Source organism: Simplicispira sp. (assembly GCF_028687295.1).
In the GTDB taxonomy this organism is placed as follows: Bacteria; Pseudomonadota; Gammaproteobacteria; order Burkholderiales; family Burkholderiaceae_C; genus Simplicispira; species Simplicispira metamorpha.
Map to the genome: position 1 here is coordinate 1 of NZ_JAQUAL010000062.1, position 17,902 is coordinate 17,902.

General features: G+C 65.9%; 15 protein-coding genes. 7 read left to right on the forward strand and 8 right to left on the reverse strand.

The window, feature by feature from the left end; all coding sequences use genetic code 11:
- A partial coding sequence (locus PHX69_RS08705; RefSeq protein WP_288043336.1) for an MgtC/SapB family protein occupies positions 1 to 659 on the reverse strand: 659 nt, incomplete at its 3' end.
- 121 nt (positions 660 to 780) lie between these two features.
- On the opposite strand from PHX69_RS08705, the gene PHX69_RS08710 reads away from it, so the two are divergent.
- Entirely contained in the window at positions 781 to 2,262 is a 1,482-nt protein-coding gene (locus PHX69_RS08710; protein WP_288043338.1) for an AMP nucleosidase, read from the forward strand.
- Between the two features lie 105 nt (positions 2,263 to 2,367).
- Here PHX69_RS08710 and PHX69_RS08715 read toward each other — a convergent pair whose 3' ends face one another.
- The 5 genes from PHX69_RS08715 to PHX69_RS08735 all read right to left on the reverse strand — a co-directional run bounded on the left by PHX69_RS08715 (position 2,368) and on the right by PHX69_RS08735 (position 8,225).
- Positions 2,368 to 3,597 (reverse strand): acetate/propionate family kinase, encoded by a 1,230-nt coding sequence (locus PHX69_RS08715; RefSeq protein WP_288043339.1) that lies wholly within the window; start codon positions 3,595 to 3,597, stop codon positions 2,368 to 2,370.
- 18 nt (positions 3,598 to 3,615) lie between these two features.
- A complete protein-coding gene (locus tag PHX69_RS08720; protein ID WP_119014767.1) occupies positions 3,616 to 5,052 on the reverse strand; it encodes a bifunctional enoyl-CoA hydratase/phosphate acetyltransferase in 1,437 nt (478 codons plus the stop codon).
- Positions 5,053 to 5,116: 64 nt separating this feature from the next.
- On the reverse strand, positions 5,117 to 5,896 hold the full coding sequence (gene fabI, locus PHX69_RS08725) for an enoyl-ACP reductase FabI (protein ID WP_119014768.1): 780 nt from the start codon (positions 5,894 to 5,896) through the stop codon (positions 5,117 to 5,119).
- Between the two features lie 99 nt (positions 5,897 to 5,995).
- Complete coding sequence (locus PHX69_RS08730; RefSeq protein ID WP_119014769.1) at positions 5,996 to 6,424, reverse strand: hypothetical protein; 429 nt, start codon at positions 6,422 to 6,424, stop codon at positions 5,996 to 5,998.
- Positions 6,414 to 8,225, reverse strand: a complete 1,812-nt coding sequence (locus PHX69_RS08735) for a PHA/PHB synthase family protein (RefSeq protein ID WP_288043341.1) — start codon at positions 8,223 to 8,225, stop codon at positions 6,414 to 6,416. The genes PHX69_RS08730 and PHX69_RS08735 overlap by 11 nt, the downstream gene beginning before the upstream one ends.
- 226 nt (positions 8,226 to 8,451) lie before the next feature.
- Between PHX69_RS08735 and PHX69_RS08740 the strand changes: the two genes are divergently transcribed.
- The 3 genes from PHX69_RS08740 to PHX69_RS08750 all read left to right on the forward strand — a co-directional run bounded on the left by PHX69_RS08740 (position 8,452) and on the right by PHX69_RS08750 (position 11,523).
- Positions 8,452 to 9,414 carry an ATP-binding cassette domain-containing protein gene (locus PHX69_RS08740; RefSeq protein ID WP_288043342.1) on the forward strand — a complete coding sequence of 321 codons (963 nt, stop codon included), beginning with the start codon at positions 8,452 to 8,454 and terminating at the stop codon, positions 9,412 to 9,414.
- 97 nt (positions 9,415 to 9,511) lie between these two features.
- Positions 9,512 to 10,687, forward strand: a complete 1,176-nt coding sequence (locus PHX69_RS08745; RefSeq protein WP_119014771.1) for a PDDEXK nuclease domain-containing protein — start codon at positions 9,512 to 9,514, stop codon at positions 10,685 to 10,687.
- Positions 10,684 to 11,523: an ABC transporter permease gene (locus PHX69_RS08750; RefSeq protein ID WP_288043344.1), complete on the forward strand. Its 840-nt coding sequence runs from the start codon at positions 10,684 to 10,686 to the stop codon at positions 11,521 to 11,523. The genes PHX69_RS08745 and PHX69_RS08750 overlap by 4 nt, the downstream gene beginning before the upstream one ends.
- 57 nt (positions 11,524 to 11,580) lie before the next feature.
- Here PHX69_RS08750 and PHX69_RS08755 read toward each other — a convergent pair whose 3' ends face one another.
- Positions 11,581 to 13,245: a GMC family oxidoreductase gene (locus PHX69_RS08755; protein WP_288043346.1), complete on the reverse strand. Its 1,665-nt coding sequence runs from the start codon at positions 13,243 to 13,245 to the stop codon at positions 11,581 to 11,583.
- Positions 13,246 to 13,363: 118 nt separating this feature from the next.
- Between PHX69_RS08755 and PHX69_RS08760 the strand changes: the two genes are divergently transcribed.
- Positions 13,364 to 14,212 carry a 3-hydroxybutyryl-CoA dehydrogenase gene (locus tag PHX69_RS08760; RefSeq protein ID WP_288043347.1) on the forward strand — a complete coding sequence of 283 codons (849 nt, stop codon included), beginning with the start codon at positions 13,364 to 13,366 and terminating at the stop codon, positions 14,210 to 14,212.
- A gap of 264 nt (positions 14,213 to 14,476) precedes the next feature.
- Positions 14,477 to 15,517: a serine/threonine protein kinase gene (locus PHX69_RS08765; RefSeq protein ID WP_288043349.1), complete on the forward strand. Its 1,041-nt coding sequence runs from the start codon at positions 14,477 to 14,479 to the stop codon at positions 15,515 to 15,517.
- 22 nt (positions 15,518 to 15,539) lie between these two features.
- Here the strand turns inward: PHX69_RS08765 and PHX69_RS08770 are convergent, their stop codons facing one another.
- Positions 15,540 to 17,495: an MFS transporter gene (locus PHX69_RS08770; RefSeq protein ID WP_288043350.1), complete on the reverse strand. Its 1,956-nt coding sequence runs from the start codon at positions 17,493 to 17,495 to the stop codon at positions 15,540 to 15,542.
- A 144-nt stretch (positions 17,496 to 17,639) separates the two neighbouring features.
- On the opposite strand from PHX69_RS08770, the gene PHX69_RS08775 reads away from it, so the two are divergent.
- A partial coding sequence (locus tag PHX69_RS08775; protein ID WP_288043351.1) for a helix-turn-helix domain-containing protein occupies positions 17,640 to 17,902 on the forward strand: 263 nt, incomplete at its 3' end.

The window sequence follows — 17,902 nt, forward strand, 5'->3', positions numbered from 1 at the left end:
CTGGCGATGGTGGCCGTGCTGGAAACAAACCCCGAGGCCAGCGCCGACAGCGCCATGGCATTGCGCGCCTGCATCAGCCGCTTGCCCACATGCGCCAGCGACTGGATCACCAGCAGCACAATCACCAGGCGCACCAGCACCTGCGGGTTCAGTACCCCTTCCCACAAGGGACGGTTGGGGGCCAGCGGGTACACCAGCAGGGCCAGCGCGGCCAGAACCAGGCCGCTGCGCACCTCGCCCGGCTGCAGCCACTGGTTGACAAACTGGTGCAGCCCCTCGCGCACCAGCAACAGCCCCGTGGCCATCACCGCCAGGGCCGCAGCCAGCATCTGGTCGTGGACGCTGGTGATGCCGATCAGGTAGGCCAGCAGCAGGGCAATTTCTGTGGTCACGCCAGGGTCGCTGGAACGCTCGCGGGCATAGGCCACCACGGTCAGCACCACCACCAGCAAGGCCCCCACCACCACCAGCGCCGGATCGCCCAGCAACCCGGCCGTGGCGCCGCTGATGGACACCAGCGTGAACGAGCGCACCCCGGCCAGCGAGCGATCAGGCCCATCGCCCTTGCGGCGCTCGCGCTCTATGCCCATGAGCAAGCCGCACCCGGCCGCACTGGCCAGCACCGCCATGGCGGTCGAAAAATCGGTTATCTGCTGCATGGCGCGCTTGCCTTTCCTTGAATGTGAATCTGCCACCGATGGCATCGCGCATGGTGGCAAGGAAAAGTGCCGCTGCACATCCTGTCATACACCAACACCAGCACGTGTGGACAATAGCCCGATGCCCCACACACCGCCCTTCACCGCCCCCACCCGCCACACCGACCCGCAGGCCGCACTGGCCCAGGTGCAGCACATCTACCAGCAACAGATAGAGCACCTGCGCGCCGCCATGCAGCGCTTTGTTGCGGGCCACGACACGCCCGAGCCAGCGCGCGCGTTCTACCCGTTCGTGCGCCTGCACACCACCACCGTGGCGCGCGCCGACAGCAAGCTGGCCTATGGCTTTGTTGAAGGGCCGGGCCGCTTCGAGACCACGCTCACCCGCCCCGACCTGTTTGGCGACTACTACCTGGAGCAGTTTCGGCTGCTGCTGAAAAACCACGGCGTGGCGCTGGAGGTGGGCACCAGCACGCACCCCATCCCCATCCACTTCTCGTTTGCCGAGAACGACCACATCGAAGGCACGCTCAGCCCCGAGCGGCGCCTGCTGATGCGCGATGTGTTCGACCTGCCCGACCTGGCCGCCATGGACGACGGCATCGCCAACGGCACGCACCAGCAGCGCCCGGGCGAGGCGCAGCCGCTGTCGCTGTTCACGGCGCCGCGCGTGGACTACTCGCTGCACCGCCTGCGCCACTACACCGGCACGCTGCCCGAGTGGGTGCAGAACTTTGTACTGTTCACCAACTACCAGTTCTACATCGACGAGTTTGTGCGCCTGGGCCACGCTGAAATGGCCAAACCCGATAGCGAATACATCGCCTTCATCGAGCCGGGCAACGTGGTCACCCGCCGCGTGGGCCTGCCGCCGCAAGACGGTGACGAGCGCGGCGCGCCCCCGCCGCGCCTGCCGCAAATGCCCGCCTACCACCTGGTGCGCGCCGACAGGAGCGGCATCACCATGGTCAACATTGGCGTCGGCCCGGCCAATGCCAAAACCATCACCGACCACATCGCCGTGCTGCGCCCGCACGCCTGGCTGATGCTGGGCCACTGCGCCGGTCTGCGCAACAGCCAGCAGCTGGGCGACTACGTGCTGGCCCACGCCTATGTGCGCGAAGACCATGTGCTGGATGAAGAATTGCCGCTGTGGGTGCCGATTCCGGCGCTGGCCGAAATCCAGGTGGCGCTGGAGCAGGCCGTGGCCGACGTGACGCAAATGGGCCGCGACGAACTCAAGCGCATCATGCGCACCGGCACCGTGGCCAGCACCGACAACCGCAACTGGGAGCTGCTGCCCGACAACACGCCCCAGCGGCGCTTCAGCCAGAGCCGCGCCGTGGCGCTGGACATGGAAAGCGCCACCATCGCGGCCAACGGCTTTCGCTTCCGGGTGCCCTACGGCACGCTCTTGTGCGTGAGCGACAAACCGCTGCATGGCGAGATCAAACTGCCCGGCATGGCCAACCACTTCTACCGCGAGCGGGTCGATCAGCACCTGCGCATCGGCATGCGCGCCATCGACATCCTGCGCCAGGGCGGCGTGCAGCGCCTGCACAGCCGCAAACTGCGCAGCTTTGCCGAGGTGGCGTTCCAGTAAACGCCCGCCAGCGCCCATGAAAAAAGCCCGGCATGCCGGGCTTTGCTATTTTTTTAATAGCTGCTTGCGCCCACTGCGCAAGCGCCAGAGGCCGATTTAATGCTTTTAATCGGCCATCTCCAAGACGGGCGCCGGGGCGATGGCGTCATCCCCCTGGTGCAGCAGGTGGGCCGCTTCGCGGGCGGCCACGCGACCTTCGTCGGTGGGCACCACCCAGATTTCGACGCTGCTGCCGGGCGCATGGACGACCTGCACGCTGTCTTGCGTAGCCAGGGCGTTGCGCTCGGTGTCGATCTTTACGCCCAGCCAGCCCAGGCGCTCGCAAACCTGCGCACGCAGCACGGCATCGTGCTCGCCAATGCCGCCGCTGAAGGCCAGCACGTCCAGCCCGCCCATGCAGGCCACCATCGCGCCGGACTCGCGCACCACGCGGTAGGTGAACTGGTCGATGGCGCGCTGTGCGGCCACGCTGCCATCCGCGCGCAGGCGGCGCATGTCGGCAGAAATGCCCGACACGCCCAGCAGGCCGCTTTGCTTGTAGAGCAGCTTCTGGATACGGTCGTGGTCCCAGCCTTGCTCCATCAGGTACAGCAGCACACCGGCGTCCAGCGTACCGCTGCGCGTGCCCATCATCAGGCCGTCCAGCGCAGAAAAACCCATGCTGGTGGCGCAGCTGCGCCCGTCCTGCGCGGCGCACAGGCTGGCGCCGTTGCCCAGGTGGGCCATCAGCACCCGGCCCCGCCCACGCGGCGACTGCGCCAGCAGCGTGTCCATGATGTACTGGTACGACAGGCCATGAAAGCCGTAGCGGCGCACGCCCTGCTCGGTCAGCGATGCTGGCAGGGCAAAGGCGCTGGCCACGTCGGGCAAGCTGGCGTGAAAAGCGGTGTCAAAACACGCCACCTGGGGCAGCGCCGGAAACGCCTGGCGGAACGAGCGCACCCCCGCCAGGTTGTGCGGCTGGTGCAGGGGCGCCAGCGAGTTCAGGCGCTCCAGGCGCTCGAGCACCGCATCGGTGACCAGCACGCTCTCGCGGAAAGCCTGGCCGCCGTGTACCACGCGGTGGGCCACAGCGCGGATGGGTGGAGCGCCCTCCAGGTCGGCCAGCAGGCTGCGCAAGCTGGCCAGTGCGCGCTGAAACGGGCTATCGCCCTGGCCGGTGATGGCCTGGCGCTGGCGCTGGCCCGCAAAAGACCACACCATTTCGGGCGCACCTGCGGGCTCCAGGCCCTCAATGCAGCCCGTGAGCACGCTGGGCTGCACCTGGCCACCTTGCAAAGGGTGCAGGGAGAACTTGAGCGAGGACGAGCCCGCATTGACAGCAAGAATAGCCATGGCGATCAACCCTTTCGGTCAGTCTTTGAGCAGGGCAGCGGCCTTGACCGTGCGCTCGCGGCGGGCGTCGTAAGCGGCCAGCACGGCCAGCAGCGCCGAGGCGACGCGGGCAGTGGGGCCATCGGCGCGGCTGGTCAGGGCGATTGGCACGCGCGCGCCCAGCACCAAGCCCGAGCCCGTGGCACCGGCCAGGTATTCGAGCTGCTTGGCCAGCATGTTGCCGCTTTCCAGGTCGGGCACGGCCAGGATGTCGGCATCACCGGCCACCACCGACTCAATGTGCTTGATCTCTGCGGCGTGGGCCGAGATGGCATTGTCAAAGGCCAGCGGGCCATCGAGCACGCCGCCGGTGATCTGGCCACGGTCAGCCATCTTGCACAGGGCAGCGGCGTCCAGCGTGGAGGGGATGTTGGGGCTGACCGTCTCGACCGCCGACAGGATGGCCACTTTGGGGGTGGCTACGCCCATGATGCGGGCAAAGTCGATGGCGTTCTGGATGATGTCCTTCTTCTCTTGCAGATTCGGGCTGATGTTCAGCGCCGCATCGGTGATGAGCAGCGGCTTGGGGTACAGCGGCACGTCAAAGCGGAACACGTGCGACATGCGGCGGCCCGTGCGCAGCGAGTGCTCGGCCAGCACGGCCTTGACCATCTCGTCGGTGTGCAGGCTGCCCTTCATGATCACTTCGACCTCGCCGCGCGCAGCCATGCCAGCGCCCATTTGGGCCGCAGCGTGGCTGTGCTCCACATCAATGATCTCGACACCATCGAGGTCGATGTTGGCTTCCGTGGCCACCAGGCGGATGCGCTTGGCGGGGCCAATCAGCACGGGCACGATCAGGCCGTGGCGGGCCGAATCCATGGCGCCGCTGAGCGAGCCCACATCGCACGGATGCACCACTGCGCAGCGCACGGCGGGCATGCCGTCGGCCAGGGCCAGCAGTTCTTTGAAGCGGGCTTCGGGGTCGAACAACTGGATTTGCGGCGCATTGATCTTGGGCAGGCGCACTTTTTCCGTCGGGGGCATGACGCGGGCCGTGCCATGCAGCACGACTGCACCTTTTTGGTTGATGACCTGGCAGTCCAGCTCGGCGCGTTTTTTCTCGTCGTCCTTGCTGACCACGGTGGCCGTGACGGTCAGCGTATCGCCAATGCGCACGGGTTTGACGAACTTGAGGTTTTGCTCCAGGTAAATGGTGCCGGGGCCGGGAAACTGCGTGCCCAGCAGCGCCGAGATCAGTGCGCCGCCCCACATGCCGTGGGCGATAACGCCGTGGAACAGCGTGTCGTTGGCGTATTCGGGGTTCAGGTGGGCGGGGTTGGTGTCGCCCGAGACGGCAGCGAAAGCCTGGATGTCGGCCTGCGTGAGGGTGCGCAGCAGGCGCGCGCTCTGGCCCACGCTGAGTTCGTCGTAGGTGACGTTTTCAAGCCATTCGGTGTGCGGTGTCGTATTCATATCGGTGTGGTCCTTTGCGGCAGGCGCAAGTTCACGAAAAAAGGAGGGAAAAGCAGGCCGTGCCTCAGGCCATGGCGTGGCAGCCAGCGTCCACGTAGATGGTCTGGCCGGTCATGCCCGAGGAAGCATCCGTACACAGGAAGGCGCACAGGTTGGCGATCTCGGTCAGCGTCACCAGGCGCTTGAGGGGCGACTTGGCCACGGCATTGGCCATCAGGTCATCAAAACTGGCGATGCCCGAAGAAGCGCGCGTCAGGATGGGGCCTGGGGAGACGGCATGGACGCGGATGCCTTGTTCGCCCAGTTCCATGGCCATGTAGCGCGTCAGCGATTCCAGCGCGGCCTTGACCGGGCCCATCAGGCCGTAGTGGGGCACGGCCTCGTCGGCGCCCAGGTAGGTCATGCTGAGCATGCTGCCGCCGTTGGGCATGTGCGGTGCGCACAACTTGGCCAGGCGGGCAAACGAGTGGCACGACACGGCCATGGCGCGCGAGAAGCCGTCGCTGGAGCTGTCGATCACGTTGCCGTGCAGGTCGGCCAGCGGCGCCCAGGCAATGGAGTGGATGACAAAGTCCAGCTGCCCCATGCGTGCGATGGCGTGCTGCACTGCCGCTTCGAGTTCGCCTTCTTCCTCGACGTTACAAGTGACCAGCTCCACCCCGATAGGCTGGGTCAGTGGCTCCACAAAGCGGCGTGCCTTGTCGTTCAGGCAGGACACCACCAGTTCAGCGCCGAGTTGGTGCATCAATTGGGTGCAGCCCCAAGCAATGCTGCTTTCATTGGCCACGCCAAGAATCAGGCCTTTTTTACCTGCCAGGCTGAAGGTGGATGTATTGAGCGTCATGGAATGGAGATCTCCAGAAAAAGCCAGGCGCGGCGGTACCGCGTCTGCTGGCGCAGGGCACGCAAGGTGCCGGGAAAAAACGGTGTGAGCAAAAGCAGCTCAGAACCCATCGAACAGGCGCCGCAGATCGGCACCGGCAGCGCCGGGCTTGAAGCCTTCGCGCTCAAGCTGGTCTTGGGCGTTGACCAGGATGTGGCGCGTGGCATCGACGCCCACGCGGTCTACAAAACGGCGGGTCACGCCGTAGCGCAGCACCAGCAGGCCGCGCAGCTCTTCGCGCAAGTGGGATTTGCGGCGCTCGGGACTGCCTGCGGGCAAGGCGCTGTTGGCGGCAGCACGGCGCTCGTGCGCTGGGGCGCCGCCACCGTCCATGTTCAGCACGCGGTCCAGTTCGCTTTCGTTCTGCAAATCCACGTCCAGGGCGCTGGCCAGGCGGGCAATGCGGGCACTGAGTTGCTCGATGGAGCCGCTCATGCGTTGCAGGTGCGCGGCCAGGGCCTCTTCGGTGCGTTCACTCTCAGTCGGCATAGCGCACCATCACATATTCGCCAGGGGCATCGCACAGCACATGGGCCGGATCGATGGCGGGAGGCGCCACGGGCTTGCCCGAGCGCTCTTTGAGCCAAGCGTCCATGGCCTCCCACCAGGAGCCCTGGCGGGTGGGTGCGCTGGCCAGCCACTCATCGGGCTCGACCCAGCCCTGGTTGTCTTCAATGCTGTTGATCTGGTAGCTGCGGCGCGGTCGGCCAGGCTCAGAGACGATACCCGCGTTGTGGCCACCGGCGGCCAGCACAAAGGTGACGTGGGTGTCGGTTTGCAGATGGATTTTGTACACCGAGCGCCAGGGCGACACGTGGTCGCGCGTGGTGCCCACCACCAGCATGGGGGCGTGGATGTCCATCAGCGCAATGCCCTGACCGGCCACGCGGTACTTGCCCGTGGCCAGCGCGTTGTTCAGGAACAGCGAAGACAGGTACTCCGAGTGCATGCGCGCGGGCAGGCGGGTGAGGTCGGAGTTCCAGCTCATCAGGTCGAAGTCGGCTTCTTCCTGGCCCAGCAGGTAGCGGCGCGTGTTGCGCGTGAACACCAGCTCGCGCATGTTCAGGAACTGGAACGAACCGGCCATGGCGCTGCCCGAGAGATAGCCCTTGAGGTCCATCTGCTGGCGCAGGGTTTTGAGCTGTTCATCGTCAATGAACACGCCCATTTCGCCGGGTTCGCTGAAATCGGTTTGCGCCGCCAGCAGCGTGACCGAGGCCAGCTCGGGCAGACGCTCCATGGCGCGGTCTTCCGCGCGGCGGCCCGCCGTCTGGTTTTGTGCCATGCGGGTGTGGCGGCCCATGGCAGCGGCCACGATCGACAAGAAGGTGCCGCCCAGGCAGTAACCCAGGGCATGGACGCGCGGCGCACCGGCGCGCTCTTTGACGGCGGCGAGTGCATCCATGACGCCCATTTGGAGGTAGTCCTGCATGCCCAGGTCGCGGTCGGAGGCATCGGGGTTGCGCCACGAGATGATGAACACCGTGTAACCCTGGCCCACCAGGTACTTGACCATGGAGTTGGACTGCGACAAGTCCAGGATGTAGTACTTCATGATGCACGAGGGCACGATGAGCAGCGGCTCGGGGTACACCTTGTCGGTGGTGGGCGTGTACTGGATCAGCTCGATCAGGTGGTTGCGGTACACCACCTTGCCGGGGGTAATCGCCACATCCTTGCCGACTTCAAAGGCCAGCGGCTCCAGCACGTCGGGCGTGCTGCGGGCGGTTTCGGCCTTGCGCAGGTCTTCAGAAAAATGTTGATAGCCTTGCAGCAGGCTCTGGCCCTGGGTTTCCTGGGCCTTGTTCAAGGCTTCGGGGTTGGTCAGCAACCAGTTGGACGGGGTAAAGGTGTCCATGATCTGGCGGTTGAAAAACTCCACCATATGGCTGTGGTGGCGCGACATGCCATCGACCTGCACCGCCTCGCGCCACCAGGCGCTGTTGGCCTTGTAGCCTTCCTTGAGCGCACTGAAGGGCCACTGGCGCCAGCTGGCGTCGATAAAGCGGTTGTCGTTGTCTGCAATGGGCTGGCCGTTTTCATCCATAGGGGGATTGACGGCGCTGGCCATGGCTTGCTGGGCCAACGCCAGCGCCCGCTGCCCCAGCACCATCTGGCGCCCCGGCGAGGCGGCCAGGTGCATGGCCCAGTCGGCTGCGGCCAGCGCCAGCGCAATCGGAGACAAACCCATCGTGCGGCGTGTCAGGAAGCCGTGGAACGTTTCATCCAGCGCCTGGGTGGCCTCGCGCTGACGCTCAAACGGCACGCTGGATTTCGTCGGTTTTTCCATAGCAGATCCTCTGGGCTTCAAATGATTACAAAAAGATGAGTATGCCAAAGTCCATATCGGACTGACCTTCCGGTCAGTACACCAAAAGCCCGGGTGTTTGAGCCATCTCAAGCCATGTGCCTCTGGGCGCTGGCGCGGCTGGCGCCGTGCCGGGAAGCGGCCAGATACCTGCCCCATGCTATGGGAGAACCTGCGACAAACACGTGACAGCATCACAATCAACGCCATGAGCAGTGCACCACCCCCCTCCCCCCCTTTGCTGCAAGTGCAGGGCCTGCGCAAGCGCTACGGCGCCACGACGGTGGTCGATGGCGTGTCGTTTGACATCGCCCCGGGCGAGTGCCTGGGCGTGATCGGCCCCAATGGCGCTGGCAAGACCACCACCATCCGCATGTGCCTGGGCCTGACCGTGCCCGATGGCGGCAGCGTGCAGTTTCACCCCAGCGGCGGCGCACCCGCGCTGGACATGCCGCGCGATGCGCTGGCCATCAAGGCCCAGCTGGGCGTGGTCACGCAGTTCGACACCCTCGACCCCGACTTCACCTGCCTGGAAAACCTGCGCGTGTTTGGCCGTTACTTCGGCCTCCAAGGCGCGGTGATGGACGAGCGCGCACCGCGCCTGCTGGAGTTTGCTGCCCTCACCAGCAAGGCCGACGCCAAGCCCGGCGAACTCTCGGGCGGCATGAAGCGGCGCCTGTCGCTGGCGCGCGCGCTGGTCAACGCGCCGCGCCTGCTGCTGCTGGACGAGCCCACCACCGGACTGGACCCGCAGGCGCGCCACCTGATGTGGGAGCGCCTGCAACGGCTGCTGCAACAGGGCACGGCCATCTTGCTCACCACCCACTTCATGGACGAGGCCGAGCGCCTGTGCTCGCGCCTGCTGGTGCTCGACCACGGCCAGAAAATTGCCGAAGGCCGCCCACGCGATCTGATTGCCCAGCACCTGGAGCGCGACGTGGTCGAGGTGTACGGCCAGGGCGCGCTGGCGCTGGCCCACGATGGCGCCCTGCGCGCCCTGGCCGCGCGCGTGGAAGTCAGCGGCGAGACGGTGTTCTTCTACACCCAGGATGCGCGCCCACTGCTGGACGCGCTGCTGCTGCACCCGCACCTGCGCACGCTGCACCGGCCCGCCAACCTCGAAGACCTGTTCCTCAAACTCACGGGCCGCCAGATCCGCGCAGAGGGTTGACGCCTGCGACAGTGGTGCCGGGCGACTGGGCGCTGGTCGATAAACTGACCGGCGCCTGCCACACCCGGCAGGGCACGCAACACAACAAAGCACAGACATGACGGCACCCACCGCACCGGTCAGCCCCCATCTTGCCGACTACACCAGCGTCCACGGTGACATCGTGGCGCTGCTCGAAGCCGCCCGGCGCGCGGCTGCACGCAGCGTCAACGCCCTGATGACCGCCAGCTATTGGGAGATTGGCCGGCGCATCGTCGAATTGGAGCAAGGCGGCAAAGAACGGGCCGAATACGGCAAGGCCTTGCTGTTGCAACTGGCACAAGACCTGTCTGCCCGTTTTGGCCCGGGGTTCAGCAGGCGCAATTTGCAGCAAATGCGTCTGTTCTACCTGGCTTGGCCTGCGGAACAGATTTGGCAGACGGTGTCTGCCAAATCCACACAGACCGGATTTTCCGAATCACTGGCCCGGCAATCCTTGGATCTGTCCGATCTGGCCCAAGCCTTCCCCTTGCCCTGGTCAGCCTATGTGCGCTTGCTCTCGGTCAAAAACGAGCACGCGCGCAGCTTTTATGAAACCGAAGCACTGCGCTGCGGCTGGAGCGTGCGGCAACTGGAACGGCAGATCAACAGCCAGTTCTACGAACGCATCGCCCTGTCGCGCAACAAGGCTGCCATGCTGGAAAAGGCCGAGGTGGCCGAACCCGGCGACGCCATGACGCCCGAGCAAGCCATCAAAGACCCGTTCGTGTTGGAGTTTCTCAACCTGAAGGACGAATACTCCGAGTCTGACCTGGAAGATGCGCTGATACAGCACCTGGCCGACTTCCTGCTGGAGCTGGGCGACGACTTTGCTTTTCTGGGCCGCCAGCGCCGCTTGCGGCTCGATGACAGCTGGTTTCGCATTGACCTCTTGTTCTTTCACCGCAGCTTGAAATGCCTGCTGGTCATAGACCTCAAGGTCGGCCCGTTCAGCTACGCCGACGCAGGACAAATGCACATGTACCTGAACTACGCCCGCCAGCATTGGATGAAGCCGGGCGAAAACCCACCCGTGGGACTGATCCTGTGTTCCGGCGCCCACAGCAACGAAGCCCGCTACACCCTGGAGGGCTTGTCGAACAAGGTTTTGACTGCCGAATTCCGCACCGCACTGCCTGATGAGCGCCTGCTGGCCGAGGAGCTGGAAAAAACGCGGCGCGCACTGGAGGCGCGGCGCATCGGGCGGGGCCGCAATACACCGGGCAACGGCCCACCACCGCAGGACAACGCATGACCCCCCACCACACCGAATCCACCCCCCACCGCCCCGCCGCCCTGCCCCACCCCTGGCGCCGGCCCGAAGTCTCAGGGCGCTGGTGGCCGGTGTTTTTGCGCAACCTGCTGGTGTGGCGCAAGCTGGCCATTCCGAGCCTGGTGGGCAACATCGCCGAGCCGCTGATGTGGCTGGTGGCCTTTGGCTACGGCATGGGCGCGCTGGTGGGGCAGTTGCAGGTCAACGGCCAGCCGGTGCCCTACATCCTGTTTCTGGCCAGCGGCAGCATCTGCATGAGCGCCATGAACGCGGCCAGCTTTGAGGCGCTGTACTCGGCCTTCTCGCGCATGCATGTGCAAAAAACCTGGGACGGCATCATGAACGCGCCCGTCAGCCTGGACAACATCGTGCTGGCCGAGATGCTCTGGGCCGCCTTCAAGGCGCTGTTCACCGTCACGGCCATTCTGGGCGTGATGCTGGCGCTGGGCATCAGCCATTCGCCCAAGCTGTTGGTGGCCTGGCCGGTGCTGCTGGGCGTGGGCGTGATGTTTTCCAGCATTGCGCTGATCTTCAACGCGCTGGCCAAGGGCTACGATTTCTTCACCTACTACTTCACGCTGGTGCTGACGCCGATGATGTTTTTGTCGGGCGTGTTCTTTCCGCGCGAGCAGCTGCCGCCGCTGGTGCGGCACATCTCTGACTGGCTGCCGCTGACCAACGCCGTGGAGCTGGTGCGCCCGCTGTTCATGGACCAGTGGCCCGCCAACCCGCTGCGCCACGCGCTGGTGCTGGTGGTGACGACGCTGGTGGCCTTCCAGCTGGCGCTGGTGCTGACGCGCAAGCGCTTTGCGGGCTAAGCGGCTGGCGGCTGGCGGCTGGCAGTTCACCAGCACAGCGCGCCCCGATGCCGCGCTTTATTTGCTCCTTTTTTGATAGCTGCTCGCGCTTTCTGTGCGGGCGCCAGCGGTCATTTTGACTGCAAATCGCGTGCCCGGGGCAGCGCGCAGCAAATCCACCGCTTTTTCGGCCACCATGATGGTGGGCGCATTGGTGTTGCCGCTGACGATGCGCGGCATGATGGACGCATCCACCACCCGCAGGCCCTGCACACCGTGCACGCGCAGCCGGGCATCCACCACATCCAGCGGCCCCGGCCCCATGCGGCAACTGCCCACGGGGTGGTAGATGGTGTCAGCGTACTGGCGGATGAACTGCGCAATCTGCGCATCGGTCTGGGCCATAGCGGATGCGGGCAACTCGCGCGCGCCCCACTGCGCCAGCGCGCTCTGGGACAGGATGCGCCGCATACAGCGCACGCCACGCACCAGGCGGGGCAGGTCGTCCGGGTGGCCAAAGAAGTTGGGATCGACCAGCGGCAGGGCCAGCGGGTCGGCGCTGGCCAGGCTCACCTGGCCCCGGCTTTGCGGCTGCAACAGGCAGACGTGGCACGAGTAGCCATGGCCCCACACCGTCTTGCGCCCGTGGTCGAGCAGCTTGCCCACCACAAAGTGCAGTTGCAAATCGGGTGCGGCCTCGGAGGGCTGGCTTTTGATGAAGCCGCCCGCCTCGGCAAAGTTGCTGGTCAGTGCGCCGCTGCGGCTGCGCCGCCACTGCCACATGCCGCGCAGGATGTTCGCCATGCCGGGCAGCGACAGGCCAAACAGGTCGCGCAGCTGCGGCGCATCCATGACCTGCACCACATCGGGGTGGTCGTGCAGGTGCTGGCCCACGCCGGGCAGGTCGTGCACCAGGGCAATGCCGTGGCGCTGCAACACGGCGCCCGGCCCCACGCCCGAGAGCATCAACAACTGCGGCGACAGCAGCGCGCCCGCGCTCAGCAGCACCTCGCGCGTGCAGCGCACCTGCTGCACGCAGCCGCCCTGGCGGTACTCCACGCCCACGGCACGGCCCCCCTCGAACAGGATGCGCGTGGCCCGCGCGCCAGTGCGCACTTGCAGGTTGGGCCGCGACAGGTGCGGTGTCAGATACGCCTTGGCCGCACTGCAGCGTTCGCCGTTTTTGTGCGTCACCTGGTACAGGCCCACGCCCTCTTGCGCCGCGCCGTTGAAGTCGGGGTTGTGCGCCCAGCCTGCCTGCACACCGGCCTGGACAAACGCGGTGCTGAAGGGGTTGGGCGTGGGCAAATCCATCACGTTCAGCGGGCCACCCGTGGCGTGCCAGGCGCTGGCGCCGCGCTCGTTGTGCTGGGTGCGCAAAAAATACGGCAGCACATCGCTCCAGGCCCAGCCGGGGTTGCCCTGCGCTGCCCAGTGGTCGTAATCCTGGGGCTGACCACGGACATAAATCATGGCATTGACCGAGCTGGAGCCGCCCAGCACCTTGCCGCGCGGCTGGTAGCCGCTGCGCCCCAGCAGCGCGGGCTGGGGCGTGGTGCTCTGGCCCCAGCTATACAGCCCCAAGCGGGCCATCACCGCCAGCCCCGCCGGACAATGGATGAGCACACTGCGGTCTGCCGGGCCCGCCTCCAGCAGGCACACGCGCACCGCCGGGTCTTCCGAGAGGCGCCCGGCCAGCACACAGCCAGCCGAGCCGCCCCCGATCACGATGTAGTCGAACATGGCGCTTCCTGTCGCCTGCGCGGCAAAGGCGCAGCATCGGCAGCCACAGTAACCCAATCGCCACACCGCACACTTACTATGATGGGTGTCTCATTTCACTTTGAAGAGGGCTCTCTACATGACCATTACTACTGTCGGCATCATCGGCGCCGGAACCATGGGCAACGGCATTGCGCAGGCTTGCGCAGTCGCGGGCATCAACGCCATCATGGTGGACATCTCGGACGCGGCGGTGCAAAAAGGCCTGGCCACCGTCTCGGGCAGCCTGGACCGCCTGGTCAAGAAAGAAAAAATCACCGCCGCCGACAAGGACGCCATCCTCGGGCGCATCAAGACCTCTACCAGCTACGACGACCTCAAGGCCGCGCAGCTCGTGATCGAGGCCGCCACCGAGAACCACGCCCTCAAGATCAAAATCTTGCAACAGGTGGACGCCATCGTGACCCCCGAGGTCATCATTGCCTCCAACACGTCCTCGATCTCCATCACCGCGCTGGGCGCCGCCACCAGCCGCGCTGACAAGTTCATCGGCATGCACTTTTTCAACCCCGTGCCGATGATGGCGCTGGTGGAAATCATCCGTGGCCTGCAAACCTCGGACGCTACGCACGACGCCGTCAAAGCCTTGGCTGTGGCGCTGGGCAAGAGCCCCATCACCGTCAAGAACAACCCCGGCTTTGTCGTCAACCGCATCCTGGTGCCGATGATCAACGAAGCCTTCTTCGTGCTGGCCGAAGGCCTGGCCACCCCCGAAGACATCGACGCCGGCATGAAGCTGGGCTGCAACCAGCCCATTGGCCCGCTGGCCCTGGCCGACATGATTGGCCTGGACGTGTGCCTGGCCGTGATGGACGTGTACCTGGCCGAGTTTGGCGACAGCAAGTACCGCCCCGCCCCGCTGCTCAAAGAAATGGTGGCCGCAGGCCGCCTGGGCCGCAAGAGCGGCCACGGCGTGTACCAGTACTGATCCCAGCGGCGGCGGCGCGGGCCGCTGCCCTGCGCGCTGCGGCCACCCGGCCCGCAGCGCCCCACCGCCGGAGCAGGCCACTGCCCCGGCTTTTTTATTTCTCAAAAATGATAGCTACTTGCGCCCGGCCTGCGGGCGTTTGCGGCCCATTTGGCTTCATCCGCCGGACTCGGCCCACGGCCCCGCCAAGCCGCCACACCCTGGGCGCACCAGGGCTACCGCCACGGCAGCACACCGGCGCCGCAGGAAGGCGACAATGCCGCCATGACCCCCACCCCCGACCCCACCGGCCTGCACCCGTTCTCTACCCTGACGCCCGATGTGGTGCTCGACGCGCTGGCCAGCGTCGGCCTGTATGGCGATGGCCGCCTGATGGCGCTGTCGTCCTATGAAAACCGCGTCTACCAGGTCACGCTGGAAGACGGCGCGCGGGTGGTGGCCAAGTTTTACCGCCCCGGGCGCTGGAGCACGGCGCAAATCCTGGAAGAACACACCTTTGCCGCCGAGCTGATGGCCGCCGAGGTGCCCGCCGTGGGGCCGCTGGTGCTGCACGGCGCCACGCTGCACCAGCACGCGGACTTTGCCTTCAGCGTCAGCCCCTGGCGCGGCGGGCGCCTGCCCGAGCTGGATGATTTCGAGGTGCTGGAATGGATTGGCCGCTTTCTGGCGCGCATCCACACCGTGGGCGCGGCCCGGCCTTTTACCGAGCGCCCGGCCCTCAACGCCCAGCACTTTGGCCACGAACCACGCGACTGGCTGCTGGCGCACGACCTGATCCCGCTGGACATGCGCTCGCGATGGCAAGACGCCTGCGACAAAGCTCTCGAATTGATAGCTGCTAGCGCAGGTACTGCAAGCCCTGAAGGCCGATTTGGCCTGCAAAACGCCACCCTGCTGCGCCTGCACGGCGACTGCCACCCCGGCAACATTTTGTGGACGCCGCTGGACGAATGGGGGCGCGGCGGCCCGCACTTTGTGGACTTGGACGACGCGCGCACCGGCCCCGCTGTGCAAGACCTGTGGATGCTGCTGTCGGGCGACCGGCGCCAGCGCACCCACCAGCTGGGCGCGCTGCTGGAGGGCTACGAGCAGTTTCGCCCCTTCGACCGGCGCGAGCTGGCGCTGATCGAGCCGCTGCGCACGCTGCGCCTGATCCACTACAGCGCCTGGCTGGCGCGGCGCTGGCAAGACCCGATTTTTCCGGTCAACTTTCCGTGGTTCGGCACCAGCGACTACTGGCGCAGCCAGGTGGACATGCTGCACGAGCAAATCGAGGCCCTGGGCGAAGAACCCCTGTACGCCTGAAGCGCCGGCCCATGCCGACGCCTCACGGCGCCGCCAGCAAATCGGCCACGCGCGCGTGCAGGCCCTCGGGCGTGACCTCGGCGCCGGACAGGGCCGGGCCTACGTGCAAGCCCACCCGGTTGAACATGCCGCGCCGAAAAGGCCGCACCATGGCCTGCCCGCGCTCAATGCGGCTGAAGAACGAGCCCCACAAATCGGTCAGCGCCATCGGCACCACCGGGGCCTGCACGCCCTCCATCTGGGCGCGCTCCAGGATTTTGACGATGCCGCCTTTGAAGGGCTGCAACTGCCCGTCGCGGGTGATGCCGCCCTCGGGGAAGATGGCCAGCAAATCGCCCTCACGCAGCACCTGCGCAGCGGCATCGAAAGCGGCCTGGTACGCCTGCGGGTCTTCTTTTTGCGGTGCCACCGGAATGGCCTTGGCCAGCCGGAACAGCCAGCCCAGCACCGGCACCTGAAAAATGCGGTGGTCCATCAAAAAGCGGATGGGCCGGGGGCTGGCCGCCATCAACAGCACTGCATCGACAAAGCTCACATGGTTGCAGGCCAGAATGGCCGCGCCGGTGGCCGGAATATGCGCGTCACCACGCACCTGGAACCGGTAAATGAAGCGCGAGGCCACCCAGGCCACAAAGCGCAGCAAATACTCGGGCACCAGCATGAAGATGTAGAACGCCACTACCGCGTTGGCCAGGCCCGTGAGCAAAAACACCTGCGGCACCGTCAAGCCCGCACCCAGCAAGGCCCCGGCGATGAGCGAGCTGGCGATCATGAACAGCGCGTTCAGGATGTTGTTGGCCGCAATGATGCGGGCGCGGTGGGTGGGCTGGCTGCGCAGCTGGATCAGCGCGTACATGGGCACGCTGTACAGCCCGGCAAACAACGAGAGCAGCGCCAAGTCCGCCATCACGCGCCAGTGCGCAGGCTGTGCCAGAAAACCGCCCAGGCTGTAGTAGCCCGCCGCAGCACCCGCCATCAGACCCGTGGGCGGCGGCAGCCCCCGCGCGGCAAAGTACAGGTCGATGGAGAACACGCTCATGCCGATGGCGCCCAGCGGCACCAGGCCGATCTCGACATGGCGGCGCGAGAGCACCTCGCACAAGAGCGAGCCTGTGCCAATGCCCACCGAAAACACCACCAGCAACAGCGACGCCACCTGCTCGTTGCCGTGCAGCACCTCTTTGGCAAAGCTGGGGAACTGGCTCAAAAACACCGCGCCAAAAAACCACATCCAGCTGATGCCCAGCAGCGAGCGAAACACCACCGGGTTGCCGTGCGCCAGGCGCAGGTTGCGCCACGTCTCGGTAAACGGGTTCCAGTTGACGCGCAGGCCGGGGTCGGTGGCCGGTGCGCCGGGGATGTACTGCGCCAGCACCCGCCCCACCAGCGCCAGCGCCAGGCAGGCCAGCGCCACCGCACCGTGGCCCACGCCGGGCAGCGCCACCAGCAGGCCACCGGCCACGTTGCCCAGCAAAATGGCCACAAACGTGCCCATCTCCACCATGCCGTTGCCGCCCGTCAGCTCGCGCTCGCTCAGCACCTGGGGCAGGTAGGCAAACTTGACCGGGCCAAACAGCGTGGAATGCACGCCCATCAAGAACGTACACAGCAGCAGCACCGGCACCTGGCCCAGCCAAAAACCCAGCGCCGCCACCAGCATGATGGCGATCTCCAGGTTTTTGACGAAGCGGATCATGCGCGTCTTGTCGAACTTGTCGGTCAGCTGCCCCGCCGTGGCCGACAACAGCAGAAACGGCAGGATGAACAGCGCCCCAATCACCAGCCCCGCCATGGCCGGGGGCAGCCACGACACGCTGAGCTGGTACGTGACCATCACCGTGAAGGCGAACTTGAACAGGTTGTCGTTGGCCGCGCCAGAAAACTGCGTCCAGAAAAACGGCGCAAAGCGGCGCTGGCGCAGCAGGGCAAACTGGTTGGGGTGATCGTCGGATGCGGAAACGCAATGCGGCTCGCTCATGGGCAACCTTGGAGAGGGAAGGGGTGGCGCGCATTGTGCGCACAAACCAAGACGCTGGCGGTGGGCCGCGCCGGGAGCAGCGCAAAAATACGCTCCCGGTAGCGTGCGCTGGTACTTTGCGCGCCTGCCAGATACTTGCACCCCATGAGCACCACCGCCGACCTCGTCACCGCCCTGAAAAAAGAACTCAAAAGCGCGCAGATGACCTATGCCCAGCTGGCGCAGGCGCTGGGCATGGCCGAGTCCAGCGTCAAGCGCATGCTGGCCAAAGGCGATATGCCGCTGTCGCGCGTGGATGCCATCTGCCGCGTGCTCAAAATCGACTTTGCCGATCTGGCCCGGCAGGTGGCCGACCACCAGCCCCTGCTCAAGGAGCTGACGCAGGCGCAAGAGGCCGCCGTGGTGGC

Bases quoted from the DNA above. Each gene is read 5' to 3' on its own strand.
- PHX69_RS08710 (WP_288043338.1), top strand. From the start codon at position 781: ATGCCCCACACACCGCCCTTCACCGCCCCCACCCGCCACACCGACCCG.
- PHX69_RS08715 (WP_288043339.1), bottom strand. From the start codon at position 3,597: ATGGCTATTCTTGCTGTCAATGCGGGCTCGTCCTCGCTCAAGTTCTCC.
- PHX69_RS08720 (WP_119014767.1), bottom strand. From the start codon at position 5,052: ATGAATACGACACCGCACACCGAATGGCTTGAAAACGTCACCTACGAC.
- fabI (WP_119014768.1), bottom strand. From the start codon at position 5,896: ATGACGCTCAATACATCCACCTTCAGCCTGGCAGGTAAAAAAGGCCTG.
- PHX69_RS08730 (WP_119014769.1), bottom strand. From the start codon at position 6,424: ATGCCGACTGAGAGTGAACGCACCGAAGAGGCCCTGGCCGCGCACCTG.
- PHX69_RS08735 (WP_288043341.1), bottom strand. From the start codon at position 8,225: ATGGAAAAACCGACGAAATCCAGCGTGCCGTTTGAGCGTCAGCGCGAG.
- PHX69_RS08740 (WP_288043342.1), top strand. From the start codon at position 8,452: ATGAGCAGTGCACCACCCCCCTCCCCCCCTTTGCTGCAAGTGCAGGGC.
- PHX69_RS08745 (WP_119014771.1), top strand. From the start codon at position 9,512: ATGACGGCACCCACCGCACCGGTCAGCCCCCATCTTGCCGACTACACC.
- PHX69_RS08750 (WP_288043344.1), top strand. From the start codon at position 10,684: ATGACCCCCCACCACACCGAATCCACCCCCCACCGCCCCGCCGCCCTG.
- PHX69_RS08755 (WP_288043346.1), bottom strand. From the start codon at position 13,245: ATGTTCGACTACATCGTGATCGGGGGCGGCTCGGCTGGCTGTGTGCTG.
- PHX69_RS08760 (WP_288043347.1), top strand. From the start codon at position 13,364: ATGACCATTACTACTGTCGGCATCATCGGCGCCGGAACCATGGGCAAC.
- PHX69_RS08765 (WP_288043349.1), top strand. From the start codon at position 14,477: ATGACCCCCACCCCCGACCCCACCGGCCTGCACCCGTTCTCTACCCTG.
- PHX69_RS08770 (WP_288043350.1), bottom strand. From the start codon at position 17,495: ATGAGCGAGCCGCATTGCGTTTCCGCATCCGACGATCACCCCAACCAG.